At 45.7% G+C, this 22,122-nt stretch carries 21 protein-coding genes and 1 riboswitch; of the genes, 19 read left to right on the top strand and 2 right to left on the bottom strand.

The features are described 5' to 3' along the window. Positions 1–47: 47 nt before the first annotated feature. From MHH76_RS17435 to MHH76_RS17355, 17 genes are all read left to right on the top strand, one after another. Positions 48–404, top strand: coding sequence for an SCP2 sterol-binding domain-containing protein (locus MHH76_RS17435; RefSeq protein WP_020452875.1), 357 nt, complete (start codon positions 48–50; stop codon positions 402–404). A gap of 174 nt (positions 405–578) precedes the next feature. Continuing rightward, a riboswitch (SAM riboswitch) is annotated at positions 579–686 on the top strand. Positions 687–802: 116 nt separating this feature from the next. After that, entirely contained in the window at positions 803–1,828 is a 1,026-nt protein-coding gene (gene metN, locus MHH76_RS17430) for a methionine ABC transporter ATP-binding protein MetN (protein WP_023856214.1), read from the top strand. Next, the gene (locus tag MHH76_RS17425) at positions 1,821–2,489 is read left to right on the top strand and encodes a methionine ABC transporter permease (RefSeq protein WP_003185053.1); all 669 of its coding nucleotides are present in this window, start codon (positions 1,821–1,823) and stop codon (positions 2,487–2,489) included. The genes metN and MHH76_RS17425 overlap by 8 nt, the downstream gene beginning before the upstream one ends. Positions 2,490–2,502: 13 nt before the next feature. After that, positions 2,503–3,333 (top strand): methionine ABC transporter substrate-binding lipoprotein MetQ, encoded by an 831-nt coding sequence (metQ, locus tag MHH76_RS17420; protein ID WP_025809832.1) that lies wholly within the window; start codon positions 2,503–2,505, stop codon positions 3,331–3,333. A 107-nt stretch (positions 3,334–3,440) separates the two neighbouring features. After that, positions 3,441–3,809, top strand: a complete 369-nt coding sequence (locus MHH76_RS17415; RefSeq protein ID WP_020452872.1) for a carboxymuconolactone decarboxylase family protein — start codon at positions 3,441–3,443, stop codon at positions 3,807–3,809. Positions 3,810–4,222: 413 nt separating this feature from the next. Continuing rightward, positions 4,223–5,158, top strand: coding sequence for a cation diffusion facilitator family transporter (locus MHH76_RS17410; protein WP_025809830.1), 936 nt, complete (start codon positions 4,223–4,225; stop codon positions 5,156–5,158). Between the two features lie 223 nt (positions 5,159–5,381). Continuing rightward, positions 5,382–6,167: a Fe-S cluster assembly ATPase SufC gene (gene sufC / locus MHH76_RS17405; RefSeq protein WP_020452869.1), complete on the top strand. Its 786-nt coding sequence runs from the start codon at positions 5,382–5,384 to the stop codon at positions 6,165–6,167. Positions 6,168–6,184: 17 nt separating this feature from the next. Beyond that, on the top strand, positions 6,185–7,498 hold the full coding sequence (gene sufD / locus MHH76_RS17400) for a Fe-S cluster assembly protein SufD (protein ID WP_025809828.1): 1,314 nt from the start codon (positions 6,185–6,187) through the stop codon (positions 7,496–7,498). Then, on the top strand, positions 7,498–8,718 hold the full coding sequence (sufS, locus tag MHH76_RS17395; RefSeq protein WP_020452867.1) for a cysteine desulfurase SufS: 1,221 nt from the start codon (positions 7,498–7,500) through the stop codon (positions 8,716–8,718). Before sufD ends, sufS begins: the two co-directional genes overlap by 1 nt. After that, positions 8,708–9,154: a Fe-S cluster assembly sulfur transfer protein SufU gene (gene sufU / locus MHH76_RS17390; RefSeq protein WP_020452866.1), complete on the top strand. Its 447-nt coding sequence runs from the start codon at positions 8,708–8,710 to the stop codon at positions 9,152–9,154. Before sufS ends, sufU begins: the two co-directional genes overlap by 11 nt. A gap of 18 nt (positions 9,155–9,172) precedes the next feature. Next, positions 9,173–10,570, top strand: coding sequence for a Fe-S cluster assembly protein SufB (gene sufB, locus MHH76_RS17385; protein WP_020452865.1), 1,398 nt, complete (start codon positions 9,173–9,175; stop codon positions 10,568–10,570). Between the two features lie 229 nt (positions 10,571–10,799). Then, entirely contained in the window at positions 10,800–11,093 is a 294-nt protein-coding gene (locus tag MHH76_RS17380; RefSeq protein ID WP_025809825.1) for a hypothetical protein, read from the top strand. Positions 11,094–11,656: 563 nt separating this feature from the next. Next, a complete protein-coding gene (locus tag MHH76_RS17375) occupies positions 11,657–12,778 on the top strand; it encodes a Rap family tetratricopeptide repeat protein (protein ID WP_020452864.1) in 1,122 nt (373 codons plus the stop codon). Between the two features lie 624 nt (positions 12,779–13,402). Beyond that, a complete protein-coding gene (locus tag MHH76_RS17370; protein WP_023856206.1) occupies positions 13,403–13,786 on the top strand; it encodes a hypothetical protein in 384 nt (127 codons plus the stop codon). Between the two features lie 30 nt (positions 13,787–13,816). Further along, entirely contained in the window at positions 13,817–14,677 is an 861-nt protein-coding gene (locus MHH76_RS17365; RefSeq protein ID WP_020452862.1) for a DMT family transporter, read from the top strand. 64 nt (positions 14,678–14,741) lie between these two features. Further along, the gene (locus tag MHH76_RS17360) at positions 14,742–15,863 is read left to right on the top strand and encodes an FAD-binding oxidoreductase (RefSeq protein WP_043054463.1); all 1,122 of its coding nucleotides are present in this window, start codon (positions 14,742–14,744) and stop codon (positions 15,861–15,863) included. Positions 15,864–16,084: 221 nt separating this feature from the next. Next, positions 16,085–16,924: an FAD binding domain-containing protein gene (locus MHH76_RS17355; RefSeq protein WP_023856203.1), complete on the top strand. Its 840-nt coding sequence runs from the start codon at positions 16,085–16,087 to the stop codon at positions 16,922–16,924. 126 nt (positions 16,925–17,050) lie between these two features. On the opposite strand, the gene MHH76_RS17350 is transcribed toward MHH76_RS17355, so the two are convergent. Together MHH76_RS17350 and MHH76_RS17345 are read right to left on the bottom strand one after the other, a co-directional pair. Next, positions 17,051–17,872 (bottom strand): endonuclease, encoded by an 822-nt coding sequence (locus tag MHH76_RS17350; RefSeq protein WP_020452859.1) that lies wholly within the window; start codon positions 17,870–17,872, stop codon positions 17,051–17,053. A 79-nt stretch (positions 17,873–17,951) separates the two neighbouring features. Then, positions 17,952–18,998 carry a glycosyl transferase gene (locus tag MHH76_RS17345; protein WP_025809821.1) on the bottom strand — a complete coding sequence of 349 codons (1,047 nt, stop codon included), beginning with the start codon at positions 18,996–18,998 and terminating at the stop codon, positions 17,952–17,954. Positions 18,999–19,240: 242 nt separating this feature from the next. Here MHH76_RS17345 and MHH76_RS17340 point away from each other — a divergent pair, with 242 nt between their 5' ends. Next, a complete protein-coding gene (locus tag MHH76_RS17340) occupies positions 19,241–20,647 on the top strand; it encodes a TIGR00366 family protein (protein WP_025809819.1) in 1,407 nt (468 codons plus the stop codon). Between the two features lie 180 nt (positions 20,648–20,827). Continuing rightward, on the top strand, positions 20,828–22,024 hold the full coding sequence (locus tag MHH76_RS17335; RefSeq protein WP_020452856.1) for a tetracycline resistance MFS efflux pump: 1,197 nt from the start codon (positions 20,828–20,830) through the stop codon (positions 22,022–22,024). The last annotated feature ends 98 nt before the right edge of the window (positions 22,025–22,122 follow it).

Raw genomic sequence — 22,122 nt, 5'->3', positions numbered from 1 at the left:
CAGACAGAGAATCTGTAAGTATGACCAATTTACAGGAGGTTATACAGTTGGAGAAAATGGGATTGATAGAAAGAGAGGACAAGGCTCTTTTTTTAAAACCTCTATTATCGACAACGGCTTTGCTGATTACGTTTCAAGGCGAGAAAGAAGCTTTTACGTTAGCGATCAACGAAAAAGGAGAAATGGAAAAATCTTCTCTTGCAGAGAAAGCTCATTTGACCTTTTTTGGAGAGCAAAGCGAGATTATTGACCTTCTTCACGGCGATATTTCATTGCAGCATCTCGTACAGCGCGGCACTGTTCAAGTAAAAGGCTCATTCAGAGCTTTATTGAAGCTTGAAGCGATTTTATGGCTGACGGACGGCTTTTTTAAAAACAGCGATCTTTATTCAGAGACATTTTAAAAATTTGAAAAATCGGCACATTCCGTGTATAAGTCGGACAGAGACGAGCGTTTACGTTCGTCTCTTTTCGCCGTAGGCCGATTGTCTTACGAAAAATAGTTGACAACTATTTTTTCGCATGATATCCTACTTTAAGAATTCCGATCATAATAATCAAAAAATAAATATATGATTCTCTTATCCAGAGAGGTGGAGGGAAGTGCCCTATGAAACCCGGCAACCATCAACACGTGTTGAAATGGTGCCAATTCACACGAAGCGTTATGCTTTGAAAGATGAGAGAAAGGCCCAGACTATTCAAAAGCCTTTCTGCTCATGTGTGCAGAAAGGCTTTTTTCATTGTTTGATCAGGGATTTAGACAACTATGAGAATTGAGCAAGAAAGCAGGTGATGGCTTTTGATAAATCTTCAAAATGTTTCAAAGATTTATCGGTCAAAGCATGGAGATGTCAATGCTGTCCAGGATGTCACCCTTACGATTAAAAAAGGTGAAATCTTCGGAATTATTGGATATAGCGGAGCTGGAAAAAGCTCCTTGATCCGTCTTTTGAACGGACTTGAACAGCCGACTTCAGGCACGGTTGAAGTAGCCGGCAGAACAATCAGTGAGATCAAAGGGAAGAAGCTGAGGAATGCAAGGCAGGAAATCAGCATGATTTTCCAGCACTTCAACCTATTGTGGTCAAGAACGGTCCGCGACAATATTGCGTTTCCGCTGGAGATCGCCGGTGTCAGCAAAGCAAAACGTCTGAAAAGAGTCGCTGAACTGATAAAGCTTGTCGGACTTGAAGGCAAGGAAAATGCCTACCCTTCACAGCTTAGCGGAGGCCAAAAGCAGCGCGTCGGCATCGCTCGGGCGCTCGCAAACAATCCGAAAGTTCTCTTATGCGATGAAGCGACATCAGCGCTTGATCCGCAGACGACTGACTCGATCCTGGGTCTTCTGTCCGATATCAATGAAAGGCTCGGACTGACCATTGTCCTGATTACTCATGAAATGCATGTCATCAGGAAAATCTGCCACAGAGTGGCCGTCATGGAAAACGGAAAGGTCGTGGAAGAAGGCGATGTGCTGAACGTATTCCTCAAGCCGCAGGAAGAAATGACAAAGCGCTTTGTTCAGCAGGTAACAGAACCGGTGGAAACACAGGAAACGCTGAAGCATTTCCTCGAAGAAACGACATCGGGGCGGACGATCAAGCTCACCTTCGTCGGTGAAGCGGCCGAATCGCCGCTGATCACACAGATCATTCGGAAGTTCGATGTTGAAGTCAACATCCTTCAAGGCAAAATCTCGCAAACTCAGGACGGCGCATACGGTTCATTGTTCATTCATGTCGACGGATATGAAAACGAGGTCAATGATGTGGTCGATTTCATCAAGAGCCGTCAAGTAGAAGCAGAGGTGATCACGAATGTTTGAAAAACTGTTTCCAAACGTAGATATGGAGCAGCTGTGGGAAGCTACGTATGAAACGATATATATGACAGGAATTTCCCTATTGTTTGCTTTTATCATCGGAGTGATTCTCGGTATGCTGCTGTATCTGACTTCAAAAGGAAACATTTGGCAGAATCGAGTCGTGAACGGTGTAATCTCGGCAATCGTCAATGTGTTCAGGTCTATTCCTTTTATTATATTGATTATTTTGCTGCTTGGTTTCACAAAGTTTTTAATGAACACGATCTTGGGGCCGAACGCCGCACTTCCGGCTTTGATTATCGCATCCGCTCCGTTCTATGCCCGCCTGGTTGAAATCGCTTTGCGCGAAGTTGATAAAGGCGTGATTGAAGCGGCAAAATCGATGGGAGCCAAAACATCGACGATCATATTTAAAGTGCTCCTGCCCGAATCGATGCCGGCCTTGATCTCTGGCATTACGGTTACGGCGATTGCACTGATCGGTTCGACGGCGATGGCCGGAGCAATCGGTTCAGGCGGACTCGGGAACCTTGCCTATGTAAACGGTTTTCAGATGAACAATCCCGATATTATACTCATCGCCACTATTTTCATCTTAGCTATTGTGTTTATCATCCAGTTTATCGGGGATTTTATAACAAATAAATTAGACAAACGTTAGGGAGGACATCAACATGAAAAAAGGTTTATTAACAGCTTTATTCATCATTTTTGCAGGCGTTTTAGCCGCTTGCGGATCTTCCAGCAGCGAAGGGGATAAAGACAGCAAAGTCATCACAGTCGGAGCGACGCCGACGCCTCACGCTGAAATCCTTGAAGAAGCAAAGCCGCTTTTGAAAGAAAAAGGCTATGAGCTTAAAATCAAAAATTTCACGGACTACAAACTGATCAACAAGGCGCTTGCAACGAAAGATCTCGATGCGAACTACTTCCAGCACGTCCCGTATCTTGAACAGGAAATGAAAGAAAATAAAGATTACGATCTTGTTAACGTCGGCGCGGTACACCTTGAGCCATTCGGCATTTACTCTAAAAAGTATAAATCTTTAAAAGACCTTCCTGACGGTGCAAAAATTATTATGAGCAACAACGCCGCTGAACAGGGCCGCATGCTTGCAATGCTTGAAAATGCCGGACTGATCAAGCTGAAATCAGGCATTGAAAAAGTGGATGCGACAGTAAAAGATATTACAGAAAACAAGAAAAAACTCAAAATCAAAAATGATGTGGCGCCTGAAATGACGGCAAAAGCATACGAAGCCAATGAAGCTGACGCAGTGTTCATCAATGTGAACTACGCGATCCAAAACAAGCTCAATCCGAAAACTGATTCAATCGAGCTTGAGTCTCCAAAAGACAATCCTTACGCTAACATCATCGCCGTCCGCAAAGGCGACGAAGATTCTGACAAAGTGAAAGCTCTGATGGACGTATTGCGCTCTGATGACATTAAAAAGTTCATCGACAAAAAATATGAAGGCTCTGTCATTTCTGTTTCTGAGTAAATGAAAGAACACCCCGGTTTTGGAGAAAACCGGGGTTTTTTCGCGTATTTTTTGAAAAGAGGCTCATAATAAAAAAAGACTACCAACTGAAAATGGAGGAACAAAACGTGAATCAGCATGAATCAGAAAGCATTATCGAATCCGCACTGCATGAATATAAAGCAGGGATCGGCATCTTTTCCGAAAAAATGCCCGGAATTGCCGCCAAATACAATGAATTTACAGAGGAATGCTTTAAAAAAGGCGCGCTCAGCGAAAAGGATAAGCAGCTGATCGCACTGGGCATCAGTGTTAATACACAGGATGAATATTGCATTATTTATCATATCAAGGGCTGCCTGGATTGCGGAGCGTCGGAGGAAGAAATTCTTGAAGCGGTCGGCGTAACTGCGGCATTTGGCGGGGGCGCGGCCATGAGCCAAGCTGTCACGCTCGTTCTGCAGGCGATGGAAGAATTCCAGCAAATGAAGCATTGATTTTTCATCCATGAAAGCATATTGAAAGCACACACATCTTTGAAGAGTTTGTATATAACTGGTACTATGAAAGAAAATCTCTGAAAGGATGATTCATTATTTGTTCAAGCCAAGATCAGCTTGACCTTGAATTCACGGCCGAAATGGAAAAAGCGATGCACAAGTCGCATGGAATGGGGTACGAGGAGTACAGCAGAAGCCATGTGAACCGGCTTGAAGTTGAGAAAAGGCGCGAAGAGCAGCATCAAAAAAGCAAGCAGATCGTATCAAATTTACCCATGATCGGATAAAACGAGGGGGGCGGATGTCAATCCGTCCTTCTATATGTCTTTAGAATCCGCTTGACCATAAGTGAAGGAAAAGGTAAAATTTAAATATGAATATATGATCATATATTAAAAGGAGGATTTATGATGGCTCATTCTCACGATCACACAGGTCACAGCCACCATGGCAGCCGATCAGCCAATCAAAAAGCGCTCTACATCAGCTTCGGTTTAATTTTTACTTTTATGATCATTGAAGTGATAGGTGGGATATTGACGAACAGCCTCGCTTTGCTGTCAGATGCGGGACATATGCTCAGCGACGCTGCAGCGCTTGGTTTCAGCCTCTTGGCGTTTAAAATTGGGGAAAAGGCCGCAACTGTGAGCAAAACATTCGGCTACAGGCGCTTTGAAATTTTGGCTGCGTTTATCAATGGCATCACCTTGCTTTTGATTTCACTTTATATCTTTTGGGAAGCGTACAACCGCTTTTTCAGCCCGCCGGAAGTCGCCGGCAGTGGCATGCTGGTGATTGCAACGGTTGGTTTGCTCGTCAACATTGCTGCAGCCTGGATATTAATGAAAGGCGACACAAGCGGGAATTTAAACATGCGGAGCGCATTTTTGCACGTCATCGGTGATATGCTGGGATCTTTCGGCGCGATTATCGCAGGCCTCCTCATGCTTTTCTTCAATTGGAATATCGCCGATCCAATCGCAAGCGCCGCCGTCGCGGCTTTGGTTCTTGTCAGCGGGTGGCGGGTGACGAAAGACTCGGTGCATATATTAATGGAAGGAAAACCGAAAGACATTGATGCGGAAGCGCTTAAAAACGGCCTGCTTTCCATTCCGACAGTCAGAGAGGTTCACGATCTCCACATTTGGTCGATCTCATCTGATATGCCGTCATTAAGCTGCCATATCGTGGCAGACGAAAACAGTGACAGGGATAGAATCTTAAAACAAGTATCAAAATATCTAAGGAAAGAATGCAACGTGGAGCATGTGACGGTCCAAATAGAAGGGGAGCGCTGTTCCCGTCATGAATCGTGCAGCCTTGGATCAAACCGTTCCCGCTCGTAATTCCCGCTGTTTTTCTATAGCTTGTTGATTGTAAGGTACACATCTCTCGTCCGGGGAAGTTTTCTTGTCCCAATCTCTTTAAGAACAAAACGTTTTTTGTTAAACTTGAGAACATGTACACGAAAAGATAGGAAGACTATTGTTGTATTCACTTTTCATTTGTTATAAAATTAGAATGAGAATAAATTGAGAATGATGATTATATATATTGGAGGTATATTTCATGGCTGCTTCGACATTAACAATCAAAGATCTTCACGTTGAGATTGAAGGAAAAGAGATTTTAAAAGGTGTAAACCTTGAAATAAAAGGCGGGGAATTCCACGCTGTAATGGGACCGAACGGAACGGGTAAATCAACTTTATCCGCGGCGATTATGGGGCACCCTAAATACGAAGTAACAAAAGGAAGCATCACGCTTGACGGCAAGGACGTTCTGGAAATGGAAGTGGACGAGCGCGCTCAGGCCGGCCTGTTTTTGGCTATGCAGTATCCGAGTGAAATCAGCGGTGTTACAAATGCCGATTTTCTCCGTTCAGCGATCAACGCGCGCAGAGAAGAAGGCGACGAGATTTCTTTAATGAAATTCATCCGCAAAATGGACGAAAACATGGAATTTCTTGAAATGGATCCTGATATGGCGCAGCGCTACTTGAACGAAGGTTTCTCAGGCGGTGAGAAAAAACGCAACGAAATTCTTCAGCTGATGATGATCGAACCGAAAATCGCGATTCTTGACGAAATCGATTCAGGTTTGGATATCGACGCCCTTAAAGTCGTTTCAAAAGGAATCAACAAAATGCGCGGCGAGGACTTCGGCTGCCTGATCATCACGCACTATCAGCGCCTCTTGAACTACATTACGCCTGACCACGTGCACGTCATGATGCAGGGCCGCGTTGTGAAATCCGGCGGACCTGAGCTGGCGCAGCGCCTTGAGGCTGAAGGATATGACTGGATTAAGCATGAGCTTGGAATCGAAGACGAAACTGTCGGTCAAGAAGCGTAAGCGTTAGGGGGATAAACATGACATTGGAAACAAAACTATCTGTAGATCGGGAATATGTCAAAAGCTTCTCTGAGAAGCACCAGGAACCTGCATGGCTGCAAGATCTACGCTTAGAAGCGCTTGAAAAAGCAGAAGATCTGCCGCTGCCGAAACCTGATAAAACGAAAATTACAAATTGGAATTTTACACGGTTTGATAAGCATACTGTAGAAAATAAACCGCTTGATTCTTTGGATGATCTTTCAGATGAGGTCAAATCGCTGATCGATCTTGGAAATGAAGACAAAACGCTTTATGTCCAAAGAGACCAGACGCCGGCTTACCTTTCTCTTTCAAAAGAGCTGCAGGATAAAGGCGTCATCTTTACAGATATTCATACTGCGTTCCGCGAACACGGCGAGCTAGTCAAAAAATACTTTATGAAAGACGGCGTAAAAGCCGATGAGCATAAATTAACGGCATTGCATGCAGCCCTCCTGAACGGCGGAGCCTTCCTTTACGTTCCGAAAAACGTCGAACTGGAAGCGCCGGTGCAAGCTGTTTATGTCCATGAAAGCAATGATACAACGCTTTTTAACCATGTACTTGTCGTTGCTGATGACAACAGTGCAGTCACATATGTAGAAAACTACATCAGCACTGTGAACCCTAAGGAAGCGGTCTTTAACATCGTGTCAGAAGTGATCACAGGCGCGAATGCCCGCGTGCAATACGGTGCGGTCGACAACCTTTCCGCAGGGGTGACGGCTTATGTCAGCCGCCGCGGAATTGCACTCGGACGCGACAGCAAAATTGAATGGGCGCTCGGTTTAATGAATGACGGAGACACCGTTTCTGAAAACACGACAAATCTGCATGGAGACGGCACATTCGGCGATACGAAAACGGTTGTCGTCGGCAGAGGAGAACAGACTCAAAACTTTACAACGCAAATCATTCATCACGGAAAGCATTCAGAAGGCTATATTTTAAAACACGGCGTTATGAAAGATTCCGCATCTTCGATCTTCAACGGCATCGGAAAAATCGAGCACGGCGCGTCAAAATCAAATGCAGAGCAGGAATCACGCGTTCTTATGCTGAGTGAAAAAGCGCGCGGCGACGCCAACCCGATCCTGTTAATCGATGAAGACGATGTAACGGCAGGGCACGCTGCATCCGTCGGCCGCGTCGATCCGGTTCAGCTTTACTATTTGATGAGCCGCGGAATTCCAAAAGAAGAAGCAGAGCGCCTCGTCATTTACGGCTTCCTCGCACCGGTTGTCAATGAACTTCCGATCGAAGGCGTGAAGAAGCAGCTGGTCTCTGTGATTGAAAGGAAAGTAAAATAATGAATGCCAAAGATATTCGCGAACAGTTTCCGATTCTCAGCCAACAGGTCAACGGACACGATCTCGTTTATTTGGACAGCGCGGCAACCTCGCAGAAGCCGCGCGTTGTCATCGAGACGCTTGATGAGTATTATAACTCTTACAATTCCAATGTCCATCGCGGCGTTCATACATTAGGAACGAAAGCAACGGATGGATATGAAGGAGCTCGTGAGAAGGTCAGGAAGTTTATAAACGCGAAGTCGATGCAGGAAATTATTTTTACAAGGGGTACGACAACGGCCCTGAATATGGTTGCGCTCAGCTATGCCCGCGCAAACCTCAAGCCTGGTGATGAAATCGTCATTACACCGATGGAGCACCATGCGAATATTATTCCGTGGCAGCAGGCTGTCAAAGCAACCGGCGCCACGCTGAAGTACATTCCGCTTCAGGAAGACGGAACCATTTCCTTGGACGATGTCAGGGAAACGGTGACGGAAAATACAAAAATCGTCTCGGCTGCGCATGTTTCAAACGTTCTCGGTACGATCAACCCGATTAAGGAAATAGCCAAAATCGCGCATGACAACGGCGCGGTCATGGTCGTAGACGGTGCGCAAAGCACGCCTCACATGAAAATTGACGTCCAGGATTTGGACTGCGATTTCTACACGTTTTCAGCCCACAAAATGTGTGGTCCGACCGGGGTCGGGGTATTGTATGGAAAAAGAGCATTGCTTGAAAACATGGAACCCGCAGAATTCGGCGGAGAAATGATCGATTTTGTCGGTCTTTACGAATCGACTTGGAAGGAGCTGCCTTGGAAATTCGAAGCCGGCACACCGATCATTGCCGGTGCGATCGGATTGGGAGCGGCGATTGACTTCCTTGAAGACATCGGACTTGACGAAATATTGGCGCATGAACACCGTTTGGCGGCCTACGCCCTGGAGCGCTTTAAAGAGCTTGAAGGCGCGACTGTCTATGGTCCTGCCGAACGTGCAGGACTCGTGACATTCAACCTTGAAGACGTTCATCCGCACGATGTGGCAACCGTGCTTGATGCAGAAGGGGTCGCCGTCAGAGCTGGTCATCACTGCGCACAGCCTTTGATGAAATGGCTGAACGTTTCTGCCACTGCAAGAGCAAGCTTTTATCTGTATAATACGGAAGAAGACATCGACAAACTGATTGAAGCTCTTCAGAAGACAAAGGAGTATTTCACAAATGTCTTTTAATGTGAACTTGGATACACTGTATCGCCAGGTGATAATGGATCACTACAAAAACCCGAGAAACAAAGGGGTTTTAAATGACAGCATCGTTGTTGATATGAACAACCCGACATGCGGTGACCGAATCAGACTGACGATGAAGATAACAGACGGTAAAGTAGAAGATGCAAAATTTGAAGGCGAAGGATGCTCAATCTCAATGGCCTCTGCGTCCATGATGACACAGGCGATCAAAGGGAAAGACGTGGAGACCGCCCTTCAGATGTCACAGATCTTTTCAGATATGATGCAGGGTAAAGACTACGACGATTCGATCGATTTAGGCGATATTGAAGCCCTGCAAGGCGTTTCAAAATTTCCGGCCCGGATTAAATGTGCAACATTGTCATGGAAAGCCCTTGAAAAAGGCGTTTCCAAAGAAAACAGCGATAACGAATAAAGATTGGAGTGAAAATGGATGGCTAAGAAAATGCCGGATATCGGCGAATATAAATACGGTTTTGCCGACAAAGACGTTTCCATTTTCCGTTCAGAGCGGGGATTGACAAAAGAAATCGTTGAAGAAATTTCACGCATGAAAGAAGAGCCGGAGTGGATGCTCGACTTTCGCCTGAAATCTCTTGAACACTTCTACAATATGCCAATGCCGCAATGGGGCGGAGATTTAAACTCATTGAACTTTGATGAAATCACGTACTATGTAAAGCCTTCTGAGCGTTCAGAAAGATCATGGGATGAAGTTCCTGAGGAAATCAAACAAACATTTGACAAGCTCGGAATCCCTGAAGCTGAGCAAAAATATTTGGCCGGTGTATCTGCGCAGTATGAGTCAGAAGTCGTTTACCATAACATGAAAGAAGATCTTGAGTCTCAAGGGATCGTCTTTAAAGACACAGACAGCGCCCTCAAAGAAAATGAAGACATTTTCCGCGAGCATTGGGCAAAAGTCATCCCGCCGACTGACAACAAGTTTGCGGCCTTGAACTCTGCGGTATGGTCCGGCGGATCATTCATCTACGTGCCAAAAGGCGTAAAAGTTGATACTCCGCTGCAAGCATACTTCCGCATCAACTCAGAAAATATGGGACAGTTCGAACGGACGCTGATCATCGTCGACGAAGGCGCTCACGTTCACTATGTAGAGGGATGTACAGCACCTGTTTATACAACAAACTCCCTTCACAGCGCGGTTGTTGAGATCATCGTTAAAAAAGGCGGATACTGCCGTTATACAACGATTCAAAACTGGGCGAACAACGTCTTCAACCTTGTGACAAAGCGTGCGGTCTGTGAAGAAAACGCGACGATGGAATGGATCGACGGAAACATCGGCTCCAAGCTGACAATGAAATATCCTGCCGTTATCCTGAAAGGCGAAGGCGCGCGCGGAATGACGCTTTCTATCGCTCTCGCAGGAAAAGGACAGCATCAGGATGCCGGTGCGAAAATGATTCACCTTGCACCAAATACGTCATCCACAATCGTTTCAAAATCGATCTCAAAACAAGGCGGAAAAGTCACATACCGCGGAATCGTCCACTTCGGACGCAAAGCCGAAGGCGCCCGCTCAAACATCGAATGCGACACGTTGATCATGGACAACAAATCAACTTCTGATACAATCCCATACAATGAAATTTTGAACGACAACATTTCATTGGAGCACGAAGCGAAAGTATCAAAAGTATCTGAAGAGCAGCTCTTCTACTTGATGAGCCGTGGCATTTCTGAAGAAGAAGCAACAGAAATGATCGTCATGGGCTTCATCGAGCCGTTCACAAAAGAACTGCCGATGGAATACGCGGTTGAGATGAACCGTTTGATCAAGTTCGAAATGGAAGGGTCTATTGGTTAATATATAAAAAATGTTGAGGCGAACTTTTGAAGTTCGTCTTCTTCTTTTTTTCTAAGTATTTGTTTGATCTCTCTACAACAGTGGGGATTGGCAGGGGAAACCCTGCTTTTTTTATTCAACAACAGGGAGAATAACTTATTTCTTAGAAGTAACAATTAACTTGCAGTAGGCATATAATTGATGACTGGAAAATAATAACTTTCGGAAATTTTCTGAGGGGGAAAATTAAATGGCTTATCCATCGGTCAATTATTCAGCCAACATCAACAGTTATTCAGACATTGCACGACACAAGGAATGCATAGCAAATGAGTTAAGGTATTACTACTCAAATGTAGTGAATCATGCCCGTGCAGTTACCTGCTTAACCGATGATCACACAGTTGTGATTATGCATTTAAGAATTGATCAATATCGATTTTATGAAATTGTGGTTGTCGCAGGTCCGGATTATAATAAGATAAACCAAATTATTCCGCGGATTTGGAGCTTAATTAGCAGAGCGACTAATATTTGTGGTTAAGACTATTTTAAGCAACTTTAAACAAGGTGGTAGGGTCGTCCATCGGTTATAGCAGATTTCGATTTGTTTACCCGTCATCATTTTATGTGTTTGTGCACCGTAGATATAAACTATTGCCTGTCTTCAATTTTTATTGACAAGATGGGGGTATATCTACGGTTTTTTTTCGGCTTGCCGGTTTCAATTTTGAGTTATAATATCATACGGTTCGGAGGAACACTGGTTTGATAAGTGCGGTCAGAACTCTGACTCAATTTTATATTCTCTTAACGATTCTGTGACGATACGTTTCAACAAAAGAAACCGCATTTTATACTACCTTTTATCATACCAACAGATATATATAATCCTACTACTTTTCTGATCCCAATTTTATAATCCTAAAATTCAACAGGAAAAATGAATCAAATTGATTAGGTCAAAAAACCTCTAATTTTTAAAGACTTCTTAGAATGTTGTTGTGAAAAATTATTCTTTTATGTAAAATGATTACTATGAAGAAAAAGGAAAAACCTGCTGATATTTCTGAAAAATTATAATCTTACGAGAAAGGAAGAGGATAAGTGAGCGTAATACCATATGATTTGGTTGCGACGAAAATGAATTTTTGGTACACCGCCCTAAAAAACAATTGGCCTGGCAAGGCAGAAGATACTAGGAAAGAAGTTGAAAGAGAATTAGAACAAATGGAGCAAAATCAAGATGTGATTGTCTATTATAACTTATTGTTGTTTCGGCACAACCTTCAATTTGATTATATGTATTCTGATGCTGGAGGTAATTTAGCGAGTCGATTTGATGAGTTCAAAAAAATTCGAGATCAGAACAGCCTTGAAGGAATGTTGGAATATTACTATCAATTCTTCGCAGGTATGTATCATTTCAGACAAAAAGAATTGATACTTGCGTTGAATTTTTACAGGAATGCCGAGAAACAGCTTGATTCTTTTGATTGTGATGAGTTGGAAAAAGCAGAATTTTATTTCAAGGCATCAGAAGTTTACTATCATATGAAACAAACATTCTTTTCGATGAATTACGCGAACCGTGCATATAACATATATAAAAAATATGACACTTATGGGGAGAGAAGAGTTCAATGTCAGTTTATTCTTACAGGGAATTTAATTGACAAAATGTATCCAGAAAAAGCCTTAGTCAATTTACATAAAGCGCTTGAGGAATCCAATAATCTCGGTGCTGATCATTTAATTGGCTCATCGCATTTGAATCTCGGAATATGTTATAATCAGCTTGAAGAACTTGAAAAGTCATCCAATCATTTGAAGGAAGCCCTGAATCTATATAGGGATGGATATCTGAGTTTCTTGCCTAAAACACTGTTTAATTTGTCCTATGTTATGGCAAAACTTCGTAAATTGGGTAACGCAGAAGACGCATACCTTGAAGGGAAGGAAGTAGCTGAGAATAATAGGAATTTTGATATCCTTGCAAAGCTGGAAATGATTAAAGGGTTATACCTATCGTTCGATTTAGATTTAATCAGAGATTCATTCAAGTTTTTCAGGGAAAATGGCATGTATGCAGATATGGAAGATTACGGGGTTATAGTGGCTGAAGCTTTAACGAAAAGAGAAAAGATTTACGACGCTCTTGAGTTCTACCGTATTGCATATGATGCGAGACGACAAATTCAAAGGAGTGGGATAGCAAATGAAGGCTAAAATATTGCTTTGTGTTGTTTTGTTTATAGGGACTATAGGTATAGTAGGTGTTTCTGTTGCACAATCAGATAACGCTACATTTAAAGTCGCTGATAGACTACAATCCTAAGCACTCTCTGATTATTGATGTAATAATTTTGATATAAATTCAGTGCGCATTCCAGCAAATTAGCATGTCAAAACAGCCCTTCTCATTTTGCTAGAAGGGCTTTATTTTATTGGAATTCACGACTTGAACTAGCAATACATTATTAAATTACTTTTTTCTTTAATATATTGTCATTTAATGGGTATAAAATGAAGCGCGCCTTGTGTTCCAGGCAAAAGCAAATTTGTTAAAAAAATCGGGCTGCTATTCGATCGACGAGTATTTCCACAAGGCTGCCTGCAAGAAAAAGATCATCATGAAAATACCCATCTTCATCAACAATTTGTATACCTGTCTTAATCTTTTCACCTTAGCTTCATACATTTAAATCACCTCCTTTCACCCACTTATACAGTATTTATCCATTAAAAGAAGAACAGGATCTTCTTGTAAAATATCTTTATTAGATCATATTGTCATGTATAATGAAGGGTATAGCATGTGACATTCATACTGTATAAGAAAGGATATGACCAGTGAAAATGTTGAAAAAGGCTGTGTTGACAGCCGCTGTTTTCTTGCTGGCCGCATTTGCCGGGAGTACAGAAGCCTTTGCTATGCCTTCCAAAGGCGCGGTGAAATTCAGGACGGATGCCAATACATATACGAAATCAGCCACTTCGATCGTTGTCACTGGAAAGAGTCCTGTTACGGGAACGATGATCGCTGTCCGGCTGATCAATAAAAAAGGAACTGTCCTGATCTATCGAGATGTTCATTTAACACGCGGAAAATCTCATTTTCGGGTGAGCTTCCCGACGAAAAAGCTGAAACCGGGCAAGTATGACGTCTGGGTGGATGCTGTTAAAGGAAAGAAATGGCATGGGGAATTGAAGCGCTACATTGTCATCAAACATTGAGCTCCATTATGATGAACGGAGGGCTGTGTAATGACTGCCGTGGGTTTTTGTGTATTATTATGTTCTGCATTTATCCATGCATCATGGAACTACCTTTCAAAAAAAGCCGATGGAGGCGTTCCATTTATCTGGCTGTTCACAGCGATTGCAGCCGTTGTCTACACGCCGTTGGCCATAGGTGTTGTCATATATGAAAAGCCTGAGATCGGCATCTGGCAGCTTGCCATTATCATGGCGAGCATCCTTGCACACTTGGGCTTTTTTCTTGTTCTTCAAAAAGGGTACAAAAAGGGCGACCTTTCCCTCGTCTACCCTATTGCGAGAGGAACTGGCCCGCTGCTCACCTGTGTGCTGGCGGTCGCCTTTTTTGGCGAGTCATTGACGCTGCCCGCAATAACAGGGATTCTTTTGATTGTGATCAGCATTCTTTTTTTCACAGGGGGAGTCAAGCGGCTAAAAGAATCAGGCTCGCTCACACCGGTTCTTTACGGGCTGGCGGTCGGCGGTATTATTGCCGCATATACCCTCCTTGATAAAGCAGCGGTCAGCCGGTTTCTCATTCCGCCGTTGCTGCTTGATTATTGCAATACGCTCGGCCGTCTGATCATATTGACTCCTTTTGCCGCGAAAAGCTGGAGCGAAGTCCGCTTTGAGTGGAAGCATCACCGGATGGAAGCTGTCGGGGTGGGGGTTTTTAACTCTTTGGCTTATATTTTGGCGCTGAGTGTCATGGTATTTGCTCCGGTCAGCTATGTGGCACCGGTTCGGGAAATCAGCATTTTAATCGGAACGGTGATGGGGGCGGTTCTGTTGTCTGAAGGTTTCGGACGGCTTAGAATTGTCGCGGCTGTCTTTATGGTGCTTGGCGTGATATCGGTAGCCGTTGGTTAGGTTGTGTTCCATCGATGTGATCCGTTATATTTGTAAATAAACAGAAATGAAAAAGGTGTTTATCATGAAATCTTTTATTGTAGTCGGAGCGGGCGTCCTCGGCGCTTCTGCCGCTTATCATCTTGCAAAAAAGGGCGCGGAAGTGACCTTGATTGACCGCGGAGAGCGGGGAAGGGCTACAGATGCCGCGGCGGGAATCGTCTGCCCCTGGCTTTCGCAGCGCAGAAACCAGGCATGGTACAAGCTTGCAAAAGGCGGAGCGGCGTACTACGCCGATTTAATCAAGCAGCTTGAAGCTGACGGAGAATCGGAGACGGGGTATAAACGGACAGGCGCTATCAGCTTGCATACAGACGAGCGAAAGCTGGAGAAAATGGAAGAACGGGCGCATCTCAGGCGCAAGGATGCGCCTGAAATCGGCGAGATCACCCGTTTATCCCATGAGGAAACGAAGCGTTTATTTCCGCCTTTGGCAGAGGGGTACGGCTCGGTTCATATCAGCGGCGCCGCGCGCGTAAACGGAAAATTGCTCCGCCGCTCACTTGTGAATGCCGCACAGAAATACGGAGCTTCAGTTGTTGCCGGAAACGCTTCATTGCTCTATGAAGGAAACCGGGTAACAGGGATCTCCACAGCTGACAAAAAAATATACGCTGATCAGGTGCTGGTCACAGCGGGCGCTTGGGCGGACGAGCTTTTGAAGCCGCTCGGCGTGCGTTTTTCAGTCAGCCACCAAAAAGCGCAGATTGTTCATCTTCGTCTTCCGGAGGCGGATACCGGCAGCTGGCCTGTTGTGATGCCTCCGAATGACCAATACATATTGGCATTTGAAGACGGCCGGATCGTTGCCGGCGCTACTCACGAAAATGAAGCGGAGCTTGATGATCTTCGGGTAACGGCTGGCGGCCTTCACGAAATTTTCTCAAAGGCGCTTGCTGTTGCGCCGGGTTTGGAATTGAGCGAGCTGCTTGAGACGCGTGTAGGATTCAGGCCGTTTACACCAGGCTTTCTCCCCGTGATCGGCTCATTGCCGAACATTTGCGGGCTGCTTGTTGCCAACGGCCTTGGCGCTTCAGGGCTCACGTCAGGTCCTTACCTTGGCGCGGAATTGGCAAGACTCGCCTTGGGAGAACAGCCTGAGCTTGATATCGCTTTATATGATCCGGCCGGCGCGCTTGAAAGTTGAATCATGTTGCAAAAAAAGTTCACTCGAAGCTAGAGTGAACTTTTTTCTTGTTTACAGTTTTAAAATAGAAAATTTTTCAATATAAATCCATGGAGGAAAATTTTGAGAAAACCATCTGACTTTCTTCGTAGTGCATGCCGGTTTTTTTGAACGGCAGGTGTTCGGTTGAATCGGCCGCCTCTGATTCCCGAACAAATTTGGAAAGTAAAAGGAGGGTCGCCATGATCCAGTTTGACTTTGAGTATTACAGGCCCCAATCTGCGCAGGAAGCGGTAAAGCTCTTTCAAAGCTTGGAGCGCAAGGGCAAAAAGCCGGCTTATTTTTCCGGCGGAACAGAACATTTGATACCAGGACGGCTGAGTGTGATTCATCCAAATGCCGTTATCGATATTAAAGACATACCTGAGTGCAGAACTCTGCAATTTGAACGGCGCCACCTCGCTTTAGGCTCAGCATTAACATTGACAGAGATCACGGAAAACGGCGGCTTTCCATTGTTGAGCAAAGCGGTAAGGGAAGTGGCCGACCATACGGCGCGCAATAAGATTACGCTTGGCGGCAATATTTGCGGGCAGATCTTTTACCGCGAAGCAGTGCTGCCTTTTTTATTAACCGACAGCAAAGTGGTGACGATCGGAGACAAGGGGGAAAAGCGCTATTTGATTCACGACGTATTCGATCAGCAGCTGAAGCTGAACAAGGGAGAAATCCTCATTTTCCTTTTGATTGAAGAGCGCTATCTTCATCAGCCTTTTGCAAGCATAAAAGTGAGGCAGCAATGGGATACGGGATATCCTTTGGCGACGATTTCAGCTCTTGAAATAGACGGACGCGTCCGCTGTGCATTTAGCGGTGTCTGCCCTTTTCCGTTTCGTTCATCAGAAGTGGAATCTGCGTTGAATGACGAATCGCTCCCTGTAGATCAAAGGGTGGAAAAGGCGATCAGCCGCTTTCCCGGCCCTGTTTTGGACGATGCGCAGGGTTCCGCTGAGTATCGCAAATTTGTCATCAAACATACGCTGTTTGACATTCTCGACATGCTGAAGAAGGAGACGTTTTGACAAGCGCTTGAATCCAATATTTGCAGGCGCGCGGGATACCATGAATTTGAACTGGCCCTAAAATCGGTGTGCTGAACAAAAAAAGAGAGGTTTAAAAAAAGAGCGCCGGGCAGGCGCTTTTTTTGTTCAATTCAAAACGCCTGAGCCCCAAATATCCTCCGCCCATTCAGGGTGATCAATGAATGGATTGCGGTTATGCTGGTATTGCTGATAGATGATGTCGTTCCGCTTTCTTTCAAGGGCATCGACAGGATCTTCATGGTGCCATTTCAATAAAACCGACATTTTTCCGTGGTACGGTTTAGATCCGTTGTTCGTTGTGTCGTTCATTTCAAGATCCGGCTGGCCGTCGTCCCCTTCATAGCGGACCGCCATATAGAAAATCATTCTGGCGACATCGCCTTTAATGCTTTTGTCAGGTTCCCAGGAATCGCCGTCATAGCGGTTTCCGGGAGAACCGGGATAGGGGCTGCCGCCTTCGTCGAAATCAAGGTTTCCGCGGGCGGCGTTTACTTGCACATCGCTGGGCCTGAGATGATGCAAATCTGTTCCGGGTCCTTTGCTTGTTCCGAAATCACCGTGCGATTTTGCCCATACGTGCTCGCGGTTCCAATCGCCAGTTTGCCCCCCGTTCGCCTGTTTAGAGCGCGACTCTCTGGAATATAAGAGAATCACGTTATTTCGATTGGCCGGATCTTCGTCCGTTGCTTTCAGCGCTTCCCATACCTCGCTGTAAGAAAGCTCTCTATGATCGTCGATTGTGTCGTGAAGCGCTTGTTTTAAAGCTTCGCCTGTTTTGCCTTGCGCCTGTTCATAGTAATCCGCCGGAGCCGAGGACTGATGGGGCTGGACGTGTAAGGAAAACAACTGGAAGGCTTCTGCGTTTTGGGTGGGCGCGCACATCGCTGACAGCATCAAAATAAACGGTATGAGACACTTTCGGTTCATCTTTCGATTCCCTCCTTTTCATTTCTTCCATTATCCAATCTTTTCATGAAAAAGAAATATCATTTTGGTTACGGTTTTCTTACGGTCTTGTAAATGAAGCTTTCCACCTCTCGAGGGCTTCCAGGCCGGCTTTTTCTTTCAGCTGTTTTTCCGCCGTTCGGACGCCTTCTTCAATGGCCGCGCAGTGTCCGAACAAATAATAGCGCAATGCGGTATTCATGATGACTTGTTTTCTTTCGTATTCGGTATCGGCCGATTCATCTCCGGCGAGAACGGCCGTTATTTTTTCCGCCTGTTCCTCAGCAGACAGCGGTTTGTTGAGCTTTGCTTCATCTGCGTAAAGCCCGAATTTTTCCGGCTTTAATATAAAGGAATCGATCACGCCGTTTTTTATCGTAAACACAAAGCTGCCTCTGTGGACCGGTACGTCTTCCGAGCCTTCCACCCCCTGGACAATGAACACTTCTTTGTACGTCAAGTGCTGAAAAACGGGATGCATTTTCTGAATGGCCGTCCGGTGAAACGCGCCCATCATGAGCTTGTCGGCATCAGAGAAGTTGACCAGTTTTTCAGCTGTATTCAGCACGGTGCGGACGCCGATCTCTTCGCGAATTTTCCTCATCCGAACAAACGGTTTGCAAAATGTTTCGGCGGATGCGAATCCGATTGAGGCCTCTTCCAGTGAGTGTGCCGTTTGCGCAGGATCAGTCTCAGAGGGGATTCCGAGTTTGTCCAGGACATTTTTTACACTCGTTCCATATTTGGGCGGCAATGCATCACTGCCGTGGAGAAACACGGGGACTCCGTTTCCTGCGAGAAGGAGCGAGACGGGAATGGTTGCTAAAAAAGAATGTCTTCCTGTGTAAGGTCCCGCAAAATCGATGACCGCATCTTTTACAGCTTTGGAAAGGTTCAATGTTTTCGAGCTGTTCCGCAATGCTTCGGTAAACGCGAGCAATTCCTCAGGGGACTCTGTTTTCATCCGCTCCGCTATTAAGAATGCGGCGGTCTGGACGGGGCTGGCATTTCCCGTAACGATCGCTTCTGCAGCCTGCTTGGCCTCTTCGTAAGTTAAATCGCGGGCGCCCCTTTTTCCTCTTGCGACTTCTTTAATCCACTGTTGCAATGTGAACTCTCTCCTTTACATGCTGATCTTTCTTATGACTTTACATGAAAATGCAGAAAAGGAACAGTCGAGATTGTCGGCTTAATACTTGATAGAAAATATGACGATTTTCTGGATTGGCCGTGTAGATTTAGGTATTTTAACTGAAAACATGCTGAAATTTAGAGGGTTTTTCAATGCGATTAATGCTGTAATCATTTAATATGTTAAAAAAGTTAACATGGAAAAGGGGATGATCGAAAATGGGAATGCCGGCTTACAAAACAGAAGACGTGAACAAGAAAGAAAAAAGCAAAAAGGAATTTCCGCATATTTATGTCATTCTGGCTGTCATGATTGGTCTAATGGCGCTTATGACATATGTGATTCCGGCGGGCGAATATGAACGGGTGGAAAGTCCGGACGGCAGGGAAATGATTGATCCGGCGTCCTACAAACGGATCGAACAGACGCCGGTTGATATCTTGGGGTTGCTTACGGCTGTTCCGAAAGGGATGACAGAAGCGGCCCCGATTATCGTGTTTACATTTGTGATTGGCGGCGCTTTTGCCGTTCTGCGGAAAGCGTCTGTCATTGAGCTCGGTGTCCGTCTGCTGGCGGATCAGTTCAGGAACAAACCGGTTTTCGTTACACCTGTCTTAATATTCGTTTTTTCCGGCATTTCCTGTTTTATCGGGACGCCTGAGCTTTCCATCGTTTACGTCCCTGTCATTCTTCCTCTGCTGCTGTCTTTCGGATATGACCGGATGACAGCAGCAGCAATTGCGTTGTGCGGGACGATCGCCGGCTTTACGAGCGCTTTGACAAACCCTTTTACCGTAGGAACCTCACAAATGATTTCCGGTCTCCCGCTTTATTCAGGGATGGGGTACAGGGCGGTCATCTTTGTTGTCATTACGGCGATTGCCGCTGTATATGTGCTCAAATATGCGGAAAAGGTCAGGGCGCATCCTGAAAAAAGCCTGACGGGGAAAGAAGCAGTAGAAGCGGTGCCTGCTTTTAAAGCAGGCAGACGGGTGAAATGGGCCGGTATCGCGGCGCTTGGGTTGTTTGCCGGCTTGATTGGCTGTGTCATTTATTTCAGGTGGGATATGCTGACAATGGCGGGCTATTTCCTCGCGCTCGGCATCATTCCTGCTTACATTGCCGGCATGAGCTCGAGAGACATTGCCGAGTCCTTTAATGAGGGCTTTAAAGAAGTGCTCGTCGGGGCGATGATTTGCGGCATTGCAAGAGCTGCTGCGGTCGTTATGGCCGACGGACAGATCATGGATACGATTGTTTACGGCTTGTCTCATGCGGTCTCACAGCTTCCTTCTTATTTAACGGTTACGGCGATGCTTTTCACACAGATGCTGTTTAACTTTTTTGTTCCAAGCGGAAGCGGACAGGCTTTAATAATGATGCCGATTATGGCGCCTTTGGCTGATATTGTCGGAATTACGCGGCAGACGGCAATTCTGGCTTTCCAATTCGGCGACGGTTTTTCAAACATCGTCTTTCCGACATCGGGTTACTTTATGGCGACGCTTGCGATCAGCCGGATTGCCTGGAACAAGTGGCTGCGATTCATCCTTCCGCTGTTTTGCCTCTGGATGGGAGCGGCCGTGCTTTTCCTGCTGTTTGCTAACGCTGTCGGCTGGTCGTAAATGGATAAAAAGGCGGGGGAATCCTCCGCTTTTTTATTTTCCCATCATTCCTTCAGAAGAGAAAATATGCAAAAATATGAAAAAACTAGACTTTGAACCTATCTGTGGATATACTAATTTAGTAATTGATCGAATTTAAGATTGTCCGGTATTATCGGGCTTTAAGGAAGGTATCCGCGGATGAAAAAAATGGCCAGATTGTATATTCTCATGCTGAACGTGTTCATCGTTATGCTTGGTATAGGCTTGATTATTCCACTCATGCCTACGTTTATAGAAGAATTCGGCGCGTCAGGCAGCACGCTCGGGTTGCTGATTGCGGCTTCGGGAATTACCCAGCTGCTGTTTTCGCCCGTTGCCGGGGAAATGACCGATAAATACGGAAGACGGAAAATGATCATTTTAGGCATCGGTGCGTTTGCGGTTTCCCAGTTGCTTTTCGCCTTGGCGAGCCAGATGTGGCTGCTGTTTGTTTCCCGCCTTCTCGGCGGAGCGGGAGCGGCGTTTTTGGTGCCGGCCATGTTTGCCTACATCGCCGACATCACATCGGAAAAGGATCGAAGCAAAGGGATGGGGCTGATCAGCGCCGCGATGTCTCTCGGCTTTGTCATCGGTCCGGGAGCCGGCGGATATTTGGCTGCGTACGGGCTCACTTTTCCGTTTTACGTGTCAGCAGGATTAGCCGGCTTGGCGACGGTTTTATCGCTTTTTGTCCTCCCGGAAACGCTCAGTCAAGAAAAGATGCTTGAAAAGCGCCGCTCCGCTCAAAAGCGCGAACCGCTTCCTAAGCAAATGGCGCGCGCGCTGCGATCGCCGTATGCTTTTCTGTTTGTCCTCGTGTTCATCCTGAACTTCGGGATCATGAATTTTGAGGCGGTATTCAGCCTTTATGTCGATCATAAGCACGGCTTTACACCGGGAGACATTGCCTTTGTCATTACAGCGGCAAGCTTGATCGGCGTGTTCGTCCAGGCGGTGGCCCTCGGGATGCTGACGAACCGCTTCGGCGAAAAAAAGCTGATGAACATGACGCTGATCGGTTCAGCCGCAGCGCTTGCCGTCTGCTCGATTGCCGGTTCGTACTGGCTCGTTTTCGGTGCAACAATTGTTTTCTTCATGCTGACGTCCATCCTCCGTCCGGCGATTAATACGCTGATTTCAAAAATGGCCGGTGATGAACAGGGCTTTGCCGCAGGCATGAACAATGCGTTTATGAGCCTTGCCAACATTGTCGGACCGACGGTGGCCGGTCTGTTATTCGATGTGAACGTGGAAATTCCATATATTTTTGGTGCGGTCGTTCTCGTGCTCAGCTTTTTGGCGGCAGTCAGCTGGGGGCGGAAGCAGCAGACGCGCGCAATTCCCGAAAAAGTATAAGGGAGTCGGCACATATGCCGGCTTTTTTCTATGGTGAATGTCTAATCATCAGCAATGCCGGTATGGCTTAACTTTCTCCGGTTGCTGCTGTTGGAGTT

Origin of the sequence: Bacillus sp. FSL L8-0193, assembly GCF_037976065.1 — a bacterium.
Classification (GTDB): domain Bacteria; phylum Bacillota; class Bacilli; order Bacillales; family Bacillaceae; genus Bacillus; species Bacillus paralicheniformis.
This window is presented reverse-complemented; position numbering and strand designations above follow the sequence as displayed.

Excerpts from the sequence above, each read along its gene's own strand:
- MHH76_RS17425 (WP_003185053.1), top strand. The coding sequence starts at position 1,821 with ATGTTTGAAAAACTGTTTCCAAACGTAGATATGGAGCAGCTGTGGGAA.
- metQ (WP_025809832.1), top strand. The coding sequence starts at position 2,503 with ATGAAAAAAGGTTTATTAACAGCTTTATTCATCATTTTTGCAGGCGTT.
- MHH76_RS17410 (WP_025809830.1), top strand. The coding sequence starts at position 4,223 with ATGGCTCATTCTCACGATCACACAGGTCACAGCCACCATGGCAGCCGA.
- sufC (WP_020452869.1), top strand. The coding sequence starts at position 5,382 with ATGGCTGCTTCGACATTAACAATCAAAGATCTTCACGTTGAGATTGAA.
- sufD (WP_025809828.1), top strand. The coding sequence starts at position 6,185 with ATGACATTGGAAACAAAACTATCTGTAGATCGGGAATATGTCAAAAGC.
- sufS (WP_020452867.1), top strand. The coding sequence starts at position 7,498 with ATGAATGCCAAAGATATTCGCGAACAGTTTCCGATTCTCAGCCAACAG.
- sufU (WP_020452866.1), top strand. The coding sequence starts at position 8,708 with ATGTCTTTTAATGTGAACTTGGATACACTGTATCGCCAGGTGATAATG.
- sufB (WP_020452865.1), top strand. The coding sequence starts at position 9,173 with ATGGCTAAGAAAATGCCGGATATCGGCGAATATAAATACGGTTTTGCC.
- MHH76_RS17380 (WP_025809825.1), top strand. The coding sequence starts at position 10,800 with ATGGCTTATCCATCGGTCAATTATTCAGCCAACATCAACAGTTATTCA.
- MHH76_RS17365 (WP_020452862.1), top strand. The coding sequence starts at position 13,817 with ATGACTGCCGTGGGTTTTTGTGTATTATTATGTTCTGCATTTATCCAT.
- MHH76_RS17360 (WP_043054463.1), top strand. The coding sequence starts at position 14,742 with ATGAAATCTTTTATTGTAGTCGGAGCGGGCGTCCTCGGCGCTTCTGCC.
- MHH76_RS17355 (WP_023856203.1), top strand. The coding sequence starts at position 16,085 with ATGATCCAGTTTGACTTTGAGTATTACAGGCCCCAATCTGCGCAGGAA.
- MHH76_RS17350 (WP_020452859.1), bottom strand. The coding sequence starts at position 17,872 with ATGAACCGAAAGTGTCTCATACCGTTTATTTTGATGCTGTCAGCGATG.
- MHH76_RS17340 (WP_025809819.1), top strand. The coding sequence starts at position 19,241 with ATGGGAATGCCGGCTTACAAAACAGAAGACGTGAACAAGAAAGAAAAA.
- MHH76_RS17335 (WP_020452856.1), top strand. The coding sequence starts at position 20,828 with ATGAAAAAAATGGCCAGATTGTATATTCTCATGCTGAACGTGTTCATC.